General features: G+C 71.7%; 11 protein-coding genes. 2 read left to right on the top strand and 9 right to left on the bottom strand.

The window, feature by feature from the left end:
- Positions 1 to 352: 352 nt before the first annotated feature.
- From ACZ4WS_RS05765 to ACZ4WS_RS05745, 5 genes are all read right to left on the bottom strand, one after another.
- Positions 353 to 1399 (bottom strand): hypothetical protein, encoded by a 1047-nt coding sequence (locus ACZ4WS_RS05765; RefSeq protein ID WP_467977502.1) that lies wholly within the window; start codon positions 1397 to 1399, stop codon positions 353 to 355.
- The gene (locus tag ACZ4WS_RS05760) at positions 1399 to 2061 is read right to left on the bottom strand and encodes an RNA polymerase sigma factor (protein ID WP_467978309.1); all 663 of its coding nucleotides are present in this window, start codon (positions 2059 to 2061) and stop codon (positions 1399 to 1401) included. Before ACZ4WS_RS05760 ends, ACZ4WS_RS05765 begins: the two co-directional genes overlap by 1 nt.
- Before the next feature lie 438 nt (positions 2062 to 2499).
- Entirely contained in the window at positions 2500 to 3231 is a 732-nt protein-coding gene (locus ACZ4WS_RS05755) for a hypothetical protein (RefSeq protein ID WP_467977500.1), read from the bottom strand.
- 36 nt (positions 3232 to 3267) lie between these two features.
- Positions 3268 to 3885 carry an RNA polymerase sigma factor gene (locus ACZ4WS_RS05750; protein ID WP_467977498.1) on the bottom strand — a complete coding sequence of 206 codons (618 nt, stop codon included), beginning with the start codon at positions 3883 to 3885 and terminating at the stop codon, positions 3268 to 3270.
- A gap of 112 nt (positions 3886 to 3997) precedes the next feature.
- The gene (locus ACZ4WS_RS05745; RefSeq protein ID WP_467978307.1) at positions 3998 to 4387 is read right to left on the bottom strand and encodes a hypothetical protein; all 390 of its coding nucleotides are present in this window, start codon (positions 4385 to 4387) and stop codon (positions 3998 to 4000) included.
- A gap of 368 nt (positions 4388 to 4755) precedes the next feature.
- On the opposite strand from ACZ4WS_RS05745, the gene ACZ4WS_RS05740 reads away from it, so the two are divergent.
- Entirely contained in the window at positions 4756 to 5841 is a 1086-nt protein-coding gene (locus ACZ4WS_RS05740) for a hypothetical protein (RefSeq protein ID WP_467977496.1), read from the top strand.
- Positions 5842 to 6162: 321 nt separating this feature from the next.
- Here the strand turns inward: ACZ4WS_RS05740 and ACZ4WS_RS05735 are convergent, their stop codons facing one another.
- The gene (locus ACZ4WS_RS05735) at positions 6163 to 7053 is read right to left on the bottom strand and encodes a hypothetical protein (RefSeq protein WP_467977494.1); all 891 of its coding nucleotides are present in this window, start codon (positions 7051 to 7053) and stop codon (positions 6163 to 6165) included.
- Positions 7054 to 7335: 282 nt separating this feature from the next.
- Here ACZ4WS_RS05735 and ACZ4WS_RS05730 point away from each other — a divergent pair, with 282 nt between their 5' ends.
- Positions 7336 to 10053: an FG-GAP-like repeat-containing protein gene (locus tag ACZ4WS_RS05730; RefSeq protein WP_467977493.1), complete on the top strand. Its 2718-nt coding sequence runs from the start codon at positions 7336 to 7338 to the stop codon at positions 10051 to 10053.
- 114 nt (positions 10054 to 10167) lie between these two features.
- Here ACZ4WS_RS05730 and ACZ4WS_RS05725 read toward each other — a convergent pair whose 3' ends face one another.
- From ACZ4WS_RS05725 to ACZ4WS_RS05715, 3 genes are all read right to left on the bottom strand, one after another.
- Positions 10168 to 10524, bottom strand: coding sequence for a hypothetical protein (locus ACZ4WS_RS05725; protein ID WP_467977491.1), 357 nt, complete (start codon positions 10522 to 10524; stop codon positions 10168 to 10170).
- Between the two features lie 225 nt (positions 10525 to 10749).
- Positions 10750 to 11316, bottom strand: a complete 567-nt coding sequence (locus tag ACZ4WS_RS05720; protein ID WP_467977489.1) for a hypothetical protein — start codon at positions 11314 to 11316, stop codon at positions 10750 to 10752.
- A gap of 84 nt (positions 11317 to 11400) precedes the next feature.
- A complete protein-coding gene (locus ACZ4WS_RS05715; RefSeq protein ID WP_467977487.1) occupies positions 11401 to 11907 on the bottom strand; it encodes a hypothetical protein in 507 nt (168 codons plus the stop codon).
- Positions 11908 to 12014 lie beyond the last annotated feature (107 nt).

Here is a 12014-nt window from a genome sequence, read left to right as displayed (position 1 = left end):
GGGGGGGGGGGGGGGGGGGTTTTGTGTTGGGTGTTGAGTGCGGGTTGGTGGGCGGATGGGGGGGGGGGGGGGGGGGGGGGGGGGGGGGGAACCCCCCCCCCCCCCCCCCCCCCCCCCGCCAATGTGCACCGGGCCATGGGTACGGGGGGAACCCCGGCTCAGTGCGACGGCCGATGACCAGTCGGCTCACTCATTACTGCGCCACGGCGGCTGAAAATGTCACACCCGGACCGAAGAAAGTTTAAAGAAATACGAAACCGCAGGTCAGCGGGGCGGTACGGCCGGGATGGCGCAGCTCGGCGGGGGCGCAACAGCTCGGCGGGACGGCGCAGTTCGGCGGGGACGCCGCAGCTCAGGGGGCGATGAGTGACGGCACTGCGCTGTACGTCGGGCTCGCCGTCGGGGACAACAGCTTCTTCGCAGGCAGGAGCGGGGTCAGGGCCGAGGGCGAGGGCGATGGGGTGAGGATTCCGCCGTTGCCGCCCGGGAGTATGTGGTTGCCGTCGTCGTCACCCTGGTCCCCCTGGTCGGAACCCTGGTCCGAGTTCTGGTCGTCCCCGCTGCCGTCCCGGGTGTCGCCGGAGGACTCGTCCGCCTGGCCGAGGATGCCGGTGCAGTACGTCCTCACCCGGGCCCCGCCACCCGCGGCGCCCTCCAGGACCTTCCTCCGGCCCGCGTCCAGATACTTGCCGTCGAGGACGTCACGGCAGGACGAGCGCGTCCTGCTCCACCACGCGCTGGTGTGACCCGAGTTCCCCGTCTCGTCCGAGCCCGGCTGCCCGCTCGCGGCGCCGCCGCCCGCCGCCTTGTTCGAGGAGGCGCCGTCGGCAGGGCCGCTCGTGCTGCCGTCGGGTGTCGGCGCCTGGGAGCCGCCGCCCCGCGTAGCCCCCGCGGAGGGCGAGACGAGCGGCCGGTCCGGCGTCACCTCGGCCGTGACCGAGGCGGCCGGACCCGGCCTTTCGTTACTGAACGGAGTCGGCAGCACTCCGGTTCCGGCCGCGACGGCGACCGAGCCGATCATCCCGGCGGCCAGCGCCGCGGCGATCCCGAAGCGCGCGGGACGGCCCCAACGGGCCCGCCGCCCAGCCGGATCGGGACGTCCCAGACGCACCAGACCGGCATCGGAGGAGTTGGTCGCGGAGTGCATACGGGCCCGGCGGCCGAGCTGTGCCGCCTCGCCGTTCTTTCCGGTGCGCACCTTGCGGAAGGCGGCCAACGCGGCGGCCTCGCCCGGGAGTTCGGCGCTGATCGGCGTGGGTTCGACGGCCAGCGCACCGAGCGCTTCGGCGAGCCGGTCGGCCTGGTCGCGGGTGTCGGCGTCGACGGTTTCCAGCGGCTCTCCGCGCAGCAAACGCTCCGCGGCATCGCGGTCCAGCCACCTGTACTGCTCGTCGGCCATCACATGTCCTTCTGCGTCCGCGAACGCGTATGCGTCACACCCGCGGACGTCACCGCGCGTGTGCGCGATCCTCTTTGTGGGGGAACGGCGCCGAGTGCGCCGACGGATTCCGGATCCTCGCCGAGCAGCTCCGCGAGCCGCTTCAGCCCGCGGTGCGCCGCCGTGCGGACGGCGCCGGGGCGCTTGCCGAGGGTCTCGGCCGCGGTCTTGGCGTCGAGGCCGACGACGACGCGCAGCACGACGGCCTCCGCCTGGTCCTGCGGGAGCTGGGCGATCAGCGAGAGGGTGCTGCCGGTGGCCAGCGCCTCGATCGCTTCGCCCGCGGTGTCGGACTCGGCGGCCCTGCCGGTCAGTTCGGTCTCGTCGCCGCCGATCGCGGGACGGCGCCCGCGCATCCGTATGTGGTCGAGGGCGCGGTTACGGGCGATACGGGCGGCCCACCCGCGGAACCGGTCCGCGTCCCCGCTGAACCGCTCCAGGTCCCGGGCGATCTGCAGCCAGGCCTCGGAGGTGACGTCCTCCGCGTCCGGGTCGCCGACCAGCGTCCGTACGTATCCGAGCAGCCGTGGGTGCACCGCGCGGTACACAGTCCGGAACGCGGTCTCGTCCCCGTCCTGTGCCGCAAGCACCGCGGCGGTCAGCTCCGCGTCGTCCCCCAGCACCCGCACCCTTTCTGCGCTAAACCGGCGCCGCTCTCGCGGACGTGGTTGCTCGCCATCGTGGTTGCTCAATTGATGGTTGCGGTCATGGGTCCTTGGGTCGGTGACCCTGCTCCGCGGTCCGGCGCGAAAGGCACGTTACGGCGTGAAACCGCTCCCCGTCCATGTCCGTACAACGTGCAACTAACTCGTGACGGAGCGAGGTGTGACACAAAACGCAGCCGTGGCGCTGTAGAAAGTACGGGCCGCCGCGCGGCCCGTGCCGCGCGACGGCCGGGGCCTCTCCTGTGGGGGGTGGCGGCCCCGGTCGTTGCCATCGGCGAGGCGAGCGGGTCTGCCGGCCACCAGGCCAGCCAGCCAGCCGTGAAGGGTGTGCTTCGGGAACACCGAAGGCCCATGCGTTCCCGCATGGACCCTCCGCCGGCTACTCCCGCTCCGGGCCTACTGCTTGCCCTTCGCCTTCCCCGGATTCGACGTCGGCGTCGGCGTGGCCCCGGCCGTACCGGCCGAGCTCGGCGTACCGGCCGCGCTGGGCGCGGCCTTCGCCTTCTTCTTGGACTTGGTGTCCTGGCCCGTCTGCTCGGCGCAGTACGCCGCGACCTTGTCCTCGCCGCCCGCGGCGCTGACCAGCCGCTGCCAGGCCGTCGAGTCCAGGGCGTTGCCCCGGTCGTTGACGTTCTCGTACGCGCGGCAGTGGGCCTCGGTGTCCTGGGCCTGCGAGGGATGAGCGGACGGTTCGGCCTGCCCGGGAGCGGAGGAGCCGGGCACCCCCGAAGCCACGGGCGGTTCGTCGGCGGACCGGTCCGGGGCACTGCTCGACGGCTGGGTCCTGCCCTGGCCGTCGGTGTCGCCGTCCGACGAGGAACCGATGGCCGCGACGGCGACGCCGCCCAGGGTCACGCTCGCCAGCAGCACGGCGAGCGTGGCCTTCAGCGAGTGGCTCGCCCGGCGGTGCTCCCGCGGCCGCCAGTCGTCCCGCCGCCGGGTACGCGCGGCGTGCGCGCCGCTGTCCCGCGCGGCGCGGAAGGCGGCGACGGCCCGCGCCTCCGCGTCGGCGTCGTCCGCACGGCCGCGCATCGCGGCGGAGAGCAGCGCCTCCAGGGTGGGCTCTTCGCCCGCGGGGCGCGCCACCCGACGGTCGGGGGTCCCGCCGTCGCTGTGTCGTTCACCCATGTCCGGTTCCATCCCTGCCCGACGACTTCTTGCCGCTCATCTCGACTCCCCCAGCGTCTGGGGCCCTTCATCCGTCACACCCTCGGCGCGCAGCAGCCGCGCGAGGTTCTTCAGGCCGCGGTGGGCGGCGGTGCGCACCGCGCCCGGCCGCTTGCCCAGCACCCGCGCCGCCGCCGGCCCGTCGAGGCCGACCACCACCCGCAGCAGCACGGCCTCGGCCTGGTCGCGCGGCAGTCGCGCGACCAGCTCCAGGGCGTACTCCGTGGAGAGGGTCTCCAGCGCCTGGTCGTGCGTGCTGTATGTACCGGGCAGCTCCAGTACGTCCTGTTCGAGCGTGGTGCCCCGGGGTCGTACCTTCAGCCGCCGCAGATGGTCCAGCGCCCGGTGCCGGGCGATGGTCGCGCTCCAGCCGCGGAACCCCGCCCCGTCGCCCCGAAAGCGTCCCAGATCCCGCGAGATCTCCAGCCAGGCGTCGGACGCCACGTCCTCCGCGTCGTCGCCGACGATGCCGCGCAGATACCCGAGCAGTCCGGGCTGCACGATCCGGTACGCGACCGCGAAGGCGGCCTCGTCCCCCTCTTGCGCCCGCGCGACGGCCACGCCCAGCTCCCCGTCGTACGCGTGTACGCGGCGGGTTTCCCCTCCCTGGCCCAACACTGTCCTCGTTCGTACCGAGTTCATCCGAATACGCACCGTTCGACACATCCGGCCGTGTCGACGCCCCCATGGTCATCAGCGTCGGGCCCCACAGAAATGTCACAGCGCGTCAGGCGGTCTGCCGGGCCACCCTGCCGTGCAGTTGCAGATACAGCGTGCGAACGGACTCCTGCTCGCCCGCCTCGAAGCGCTTCACGACCTTGCCGAGCGGGTTCCACACCCGTCCGTCAGGCATCCGTACGCCGACGGGCTGGCCGAACAGCTCCCGCTGATCGGCGTCGAATTCGACCCACTCCGCCCCGGCGCGCCGCACCAGGACCTCACCGGTGTAGGTGCCGAGCCCGAACAGCACATGCCGGACGTTGTCGCGATCGGGATTCTCCTTCCGCAGCCCGTCGACGATGAAGTCGACGACCCGCAGGCTGTTCACGGAGTAGTCCAGCGGCAGCCGGTTCCGCACCGTGACCTGCCGCACGAACCGCTCCACGTACCCCCGCATCCGCAGCTCGGTCGGCGTCGGCTCCTCCACGACTCCCCGCCCCCTCGTCCCCATAAGTCCCGGGCGCGGTCACGTCCGGCACACAAGACCAAGCGGGGCGGGGACGCCGAACATCACGTGTGACGGGAGTGACAAGCATCATGCGGCGAGCTTCCCGTACCCGTACAACCATTCGCCCCTCTCGTCTGTCGCTCGGCGGCCCATCGGCCGAACCTCCGCCCCGCAGGCGTCATTTGCGTGAAATGTCATTCGAATGGAAGTACGACCGCGCGGCGTGTTAACTTCGCGCGCTTTCGACGGACGGCCGCCCGTGACGAGCGGGCCACCTGTTCCAACTTCCGTCCCCCGCACACCATTTGGAGGTCCGTATGCCGCGAAGGCACCCGCTGGCCGCGCTCACCCTTGTCGCCGCGACCGTGATCGCCGTCGCGCCCCACGCGAGCGCGTCGGGCGCCACCGTCAGTGCGCACACTGTCGCCGCCTCGAAGACCACCGATCCGGTCCAGTACGTGCAGGACTCCCTCTACGCAGCCGGCGACACCGGCTATCTGCACCGCCGCGCGAACGCCGACGGTTCGGCCGGGCCGTACACCTGGCGCGGCTACGACGGCAGCGAGCAGACGCCGGCGTCGTACAACGGAGCGCTGCCCGGCGAGTACGGGTACTACGGCGCCGGCAGCGACACGCTGCTCCCCTCCCCGTCGACCAGCGGGCAGATCCAACTGCTGGACATGGCGACCCACGGGACGATCGACGTCACACTGCCCGACGGGCAGTACGCCGTCGGCGCCTTCGGATCCACGGTGATCACGCAGGAGTACAACGAGTACTGGCAGGTCGCGCGCCTGCACGTGCTGCATGTGTCGGACATCGGGGCGGTCACCGACACTCCGGTGGAGCCGCCCGAGTCGCAGTACTTCACCACGCAGCCACTGCTGGCCGGTGACAGCACGTCCGTCCTCATCCGCCTCCGGCACGCGAACGACATCGGCCTGATCGACCTCGCCACCGGCGCGCTCACCACGATCAGCACACACGCCGTCATCGACGACTCGGTGCGCCTCCAGGCCGCGCTCTCGCCGACGCACATCGCGGTGTACGAGGAAGGCATGGCCGAGGCCCGGGTCGTACGGCGCGACGATCCGGCCGGCGCGCAGACCGCGGTGCCCGTGCCGCAGTACGCGAGCGGTACCGCCTTCGTGGGCCTGGCCGGCGAGTGGCTGCTCACCTCCTACCGGCCGCCGTACGGCACGGCGCCGGGCCCCGGTGGACCGCTCCAGGCCACTCCGCTGGCAGGCGGCGACCCACGCACGCTGCTGCCCGCCGCCGAGCCGCAGATCGCGCAGATTCCGGGCGGCGGCGCGATCGCCGTCGGCCAGTCGACGGACGGTGCCTGGACCGCGCAGCGCATCACGGTGGCACCGAGCGGCAAGCTCTCGCTCCAGGCTCTCTGAGCCGACGCGGGTTGGGTGTGCCCCTTCGGAACCGCGGGGGCACACCCAACCCGCTCTGGAGCCTGCGGTCCCCGGCCTCGTGGAGCGCCGTCGGCCCGAGCCGGCCACGCCCGACTGGTCCGTGCTGGAGGAAGGACCGGGCACGGCCGCCTGGCGGCGGTCAGCCCCTGCCCCCGCCCCCGCCCGCCCGCCTGCCCGCCTGCCCGCCTGCCCGCCTGCCTCAACGCAGGGAGCTCTGCCACGGATCCGTCACTCCGGGCCACGACGAACGATCGAAAGAATCCCGAGGTCCGTCCCTCTGCCAGACCTCTGCGAGGTCACTCAACTGACGCTCGCCGGAAGGCGGATGTCCCCGTCGAACACCCCTCGGTTCTCCTCGCGCACATCCTGGCCGTAGGTGATGGTCTGTCCCTGGTAGGGAATCAGGAAGCTGCACTCGAAACGGTGGGAGGTGATCCGGAAGGTCTTGGCGTCGAGGACGAGCACCTCGTCGAGGCGGTCCAGCAGGATCTGACTCTCGCCCGCCGTGACCCCGGACTTCCGCAGTTGCGCGAGGGTCGGTTCCAGTTCCCGTACCGCCTTCTCCACGGCGGGACGGTCCTTGATCTCCGTCAACGGCCGTGAGGAGACGTGTACTTGAAGCCGCACCTCGCCATCGGCCTTGACGACCTCAACGCCCCCTTCACTCCTGGCGTAACCGCCGAACGCCTCAAGCGCGTCCACAGGATCCTCGACCTTGCTCGCGATATCCGGGCCGGAGACGGGCCCCTTCTTCCACACCGCGCCCGCTCGCCCCTCCTTCACATAGCCAACTCCCCCGACGACAAAGACCTCTTCGGGCTCTCCCGCCCCCTTGCTGACGACGGTCCCCGTCGAGTGGAGGGCTTCGGGATCCCGGGTCCGCCGCACCGTGGACGTGTAGGAAGCGGCACTCGTCCGCCCCCGCAGCACCAGCCCCTCGTTCCCCCTCACCGCGAAGGTCCACCCTCCCTCGGCGCCCATCGCCTTCCGGGCGCGCTCCAGGAATTCCCCGGGCGTCTTGGGCGACGCGGCCTGCTGCTGCCTCTTCGCGCCAGGAGGCACCCGGACCGAAGAATCAACTGAATTCGCCGTATTCGGCGACTCCCCCGCCCCACCGTCGGCGGAACAGCCGGCCAGCAACACGCACAGCGGAACACCGACCAGCGCCGCGCGCCCGAAGCAAGCTCTCATGTCCAGCATCTCCCCTGCCGTGTGAAGGGGCCCGGTTATACAGGAGCGCGGGACACGGTAGCGATCGTGCGGACATTCAGGACGCTTCCCGCATCCAGTCGGAGGAGGGCGGGGCAACGGCGCCGCTCGGACACCGGCTCACACACGCCAGGTGGAGACAACGGCGGCTGCGCACTCGGCGCATCCGCCTGCCGTGATGTTTTGCGTTTGCTGTGCGCTGGGTAAGCAGGCCCACCCTGTGACGGGTGGGGTTTTTGTTGACTTTTTCTAGGGGTGGGGAAGTTGAGTCGTAGGACGACCCATGCGTACAAACCGCTGAGTCTGAAGCGGAGAGCGTGGATCACGGTCGGGGCGGTCGTACTCGCAGGCGCGGGCGTCGTCACGTACGCCGTCGCGAATCCGTCGTCGGATCCGGCGGACAGGGCCGCCGGTTCGCGCAAGCCCGCAACGCACACGGTGAAGCTCAAGGACCAGGGCTCGGGCCGCAAGGGTCTGCCCCAGCAGGGCACCGACCGGTTCAGCGCGGTGCTGCTGACCTGGAGCGACCCGGAAGCGAAGCCGAAGGGCACGCCCGAGGTGCGCTACCGCGCGCTGGAGACCGGCAAGTGGTCCGGATGGCAGAAACTGCCGGACGATCCGTTCTCGGCCGACGGCGACGAGGCCGCGCGGGCCGGAACGCGCGGCGGCACCGCGTCCGTGTGGACCGGTGCGGCGAACGGCGTCGAGGTGCGCGTGGTCGGCGCGGACGGCACCGAGGCGAAGGGGCAGCCGTCCGGGATGGACGTCAGGCTGCTCGACCCCGGCACCGACCCCGTGCGCAAGGGGAGCACGGAGCCCGCCGCGTACGCCTATCCGGCGGAGGAGACCACGCCGGCGCCGACCGACACGGCGACCACCGAATCGGCGACACCGAGCGATCCGGCGACCGCGGACCCGACCCCGACCGACACCGCATCACCCACCGACACGGCACCGGCCACCACGGAGCCTCCGAGCCCGACCACCACGGACACCGCCTCCCCGACCCCCTCTCCCACCGACACCGTCCCCGCCCCCCGCCCCTCCACCGTCGTGAAGCCGCCGATCATCACCCAGGCGGAATGGGGCGCCTCGACCGACTACGACGGCACGCCCTCGTACGCCACCGAGATCAAGGCGGCCGTGGTCCACCACACGGGCGTCGACAGCGACAACGAGCTGTCCTGCGGCGAGTCCCGGGCCCGGCTGCGCACCATCCAGCAGGAGCACTTCGCCCGCGGCTACTTCGACATCGGCTACAACTTCGTCGTCGACAGGTGCGGGCAGATCTTCGAGGGCCGCAGCGGCGGCATGGACCTCCCGGTGATCGGCGCGCACGACGTCGGCTTCAACACCAACACGGTCGGTATCTCGTACATCGGCAACTACCAGACCGCGAAGCCGAGTCGGGCAGGGCTCGAGGCCATCGCCCGGATCGTCGCCTGGAAGTTCGGCATGTACGGCGTCGACCCGAACAGCAAGGTGACGCTGGTGTCCGGCAGTGCCAAGGGCCAGGACGGCAACCTCGTCGAGAAGGGCACGTCGATCACCCTGCCGCGGGTCTTCGGCCACCGTGACACCAACGCGACGGCCTGCCCCGGCGCCAACCTCTACCCGAAGCTCGCCGAGATCCGCCGGTACGCGGCGAGCGCCGGCAAGAACTCCGTGATCCCGACGGCCGACTTCAACCGCGACGGCATCAGCGACCTCGCCGCCGGTACGCCCAAGGCGTCGAGCGGCGCGGGCAGCGTCACCCTCGTGCCGGGCAGCCTCAACGGCCCGGTCACCGCGTCCAAGGTGACACTCACGCAGAACAGCGCCGGCGTCCCCGGCTCCTCCGAGGCGGGCGACAACTGGGGCGCCGCCACCGCGTGGGGCGACGTCAACGGCGACGGCACCGCGGACCTGGCCGTCGGCGCGCCCGGCGAGGACGACACGAGCGGAAACGCCGACCGCGGTTCCGTGACCGTCCTGTACGGGCCCACCCTCAACTCCGGCTTCTCGTATGCCACTTCGGGAATCACGGCCGCTGGGGCCAAGCTCGGCTCGGCTCTCGCGGTCGGCGACTTCAACTCCGACGGCAAGGCGGACGTGTTCGCCGCGGGCACCGGCAAGGGCGGCAACTGGAACGCCCGCCTGACCGGCGGTGCGACGCAGACCGGCACCCTCACCACCTCGACGAGCGCGATCGCGTACGCCGATGCCGCCACCGGCGACTTCAACCGGGACGGCTACGCGGACGTGGCCCTCAACTACCGTGACGCGGGCGGCATCGGCCGGGTGACGTGGTTCAAGGGCGGCGCGTCCGGCCTGACGAAGGTGTCCACGCTCAGCGTGAAGGGCGGCCGCTCCATCGCGGCGGGCGACGTGAACGGCAACGGCTACGACGACCTCGTCATCGGCCAGCCGTACGCCTCCGAGTCCGGCGGCCGGGCGGGCGGCCAGGTCACGATGATCCCGGGCACGTCCACCGGCTTCACCACCACCGGCATGACGACGATTCACCAGGACACCACGGGCGTTCCGGGCGCCGACGAGTCCGGCGACGCGCTCGGGGCGTCGGTGTCGGTCGGCGACTACAACCTGGACGGCTACGCGGACGTCGTCGCGGGTGCCCCGAACGAGGACATCACGCGGGACGCGGCCAACCGCTCCAACGCGGGCACCGTCCTGCTCCTGAAGGGCACTTCGTCCGGCCTCACCGGCTCCGGCGCACTCGCCGTCTCACAGGACACCTCCGGCGTCCCCGGCTCCACCGAGACCGACGACAAGCTGGGCTCGGCCGTCTCGCTCACCGACCTGTCCGGGTACGGGCGCGCCGACCTGACGCTCGGTGCCGAGGGTGAGGACGCGGGCGACGGCATCCTGCTGTACGTGCCCAGCAACAGCACGGGGCTCGGCTACGCGCAGACGGTCGTGCTCAGCAAGTCCACGCTGGGCACTCCGGCGGCCGCCGGGCTGGGCCGGACGCTGACCCCGTGACTCGCAATAGCCGCAGGCCGGGTAAAGCGTCTTTGAGCCACTGAAGCGGCGTATCCGGTCGGGTGCCGGGAAGTTCCCCGCACCCGACCGGATCTCCACCTCACCAAGGCGGCATTACCAACCCCGGGCGATGACCGCCGACGTGGCCTCCCGGCACAGCAACCGCAGTGAACCGTCGCCCGCGTAGCAGCGGCGGGCCTCCTCGATCGGGTCCCACAGGCGTCCGTCGGGGGTGCGCAGCCAGTAGTCGCCGCCCGTCTCCCACCACTCGGCGCCCGTGTACCGGGCGACGACCTCACCGGCGTACGCGCCGAAGCCGCGCAGCGCGGTCTCGACGGCGGCGTACGGCGCTCCCTCCCGGCGTATCTCCTCGATCAACCGGTCGACGCGCCACAGGCTCTGCGCGGAGTAGTCGAGGCGCAGCCGGGCGCCCTCACGCATCGTCGCGACCGCGTCCGCCGCCCAACGCATGGGCTTCGTCGCAGCTGAGGGCCTGGTTGCCTGAGTTGCGTTCACACTCGTTGCGTTCACACTCGGAAGAGCGCCCTCCGGACGGGATTCGTCACGCGTCCGAGCCGTGTTCGCGACAACGGCTCAGAACCCCCATCTCCACCGCGGGACGGTCACAGGAACCCCTCAGAGAAACAGGTTTACGCACGTCGGGGCCTACGGGTTTCCGTACGCAGGACCCAGGGCCTACGCCCTTCCCCGCGCCCGGCGCGACACCACCGCCCGCAGCACTCGCCGCCCCTCCGTCGACACCCCGAGGGCCTGCCGCAGTCCGCCCGCGCCGTTGCCCGCGAGCAGTTCCAGGATGGTGACCTGGCGGCGCAGTTCGGCGGCGACGAGCGGCGACATGGCGTCCGTACGGCCCTCGCGACGGGCCGAGACGCAGGAGGCGCCGTCGTCGGCGGCATCGAGGAGCCGGTGGATCTGCAAGGCGGCCACGGAACAGGCGTCGGCCCAGGAGCGCAGTTCGCCGGCGGAGGGCTCCGCGGGGGCGGCGGCGAGCATACGGCGGACGAGTACGGCGGCCTCGTCCTCGTCGGTCACGGCCTGCTCGGGGTCGCCCGCGTCCAGTTCGGCGCGCGCCTGCTCGAGGCGTTCGCCCCACGCGTCGCCGTCCGCGAGGCTCGCCCACAGGGGCCGCAGGACATCGTCGTCGTCGCCGCCCAGCAGAGGCACGCACCGATCCAAACAAGCCAGACCGCTCGCCGCCAGACCACGCTCGTCGGCCTGAGCGATCAGTTCCACCAGGCTCATCGCGCCTCCCTCGAACTCCGTAAACAGGGCGCCTTTCTAACGGAGCCCGCACTTCCCCTTACTGCGTGCGACGGACCAGGAGTGTCACAGCGGCACCACGCCGAGCTGCTCGAGGAACTGGAAGAAGAGGTTTTCGGCCAACGGGTCGGGGTCCGCGGTCAGTACGTCGAGCAGGGGGCCGGCGCCCACCGTGTGCCCCGCCTCGGCGGCCCAGGCGACAGCCCGCGCGGCGGCGTCGGCGGGCTCCAGGAAGTAGTCGTCGACGGCGAGCCCGTCCCCGTCACCGCCGCCCAGATACCCGGCCATCGCGGTCCGCGCCAGACACGTCGTCCACCCGCCGCTCTCCGGCGCGGCCGCCTCGACGGCCACGCAGTCGCTGTCCATGACGTACCCGAAGAGCGCGGGCGCGCCGGTCTCCCGGGCGAGCGTGTTCATGTTCCCGACGTCGCCGTCACCGCTCGGGTACTCCCACACCTGCCAGCCGTCGGGCGCCATCGTGTGCAGCACCATGTCCCGTGTCCCCGCCAGCGCGTCCAGCTCAGCGAGCGGCCGCTCGCTTCTGCCCACGACGTAGTACCCCCAGTAGCCCATGCCGGTTCCCCCGTTTCTCGGTTCGGCTCGGGCCGAATACACCACAGGGGCCGGGGGGTTGGCCAGAGAAACGGACGGATCGGGCGGTGTCAGACGCCCGCGCGGAG

The sequence above is a fragment of the Streptomyces sp. NPDC029292 genome (assembly GCF_055569295.1).
This window is presented reverse-complemented; position numbering and strand designations above follow the sequence as displayed.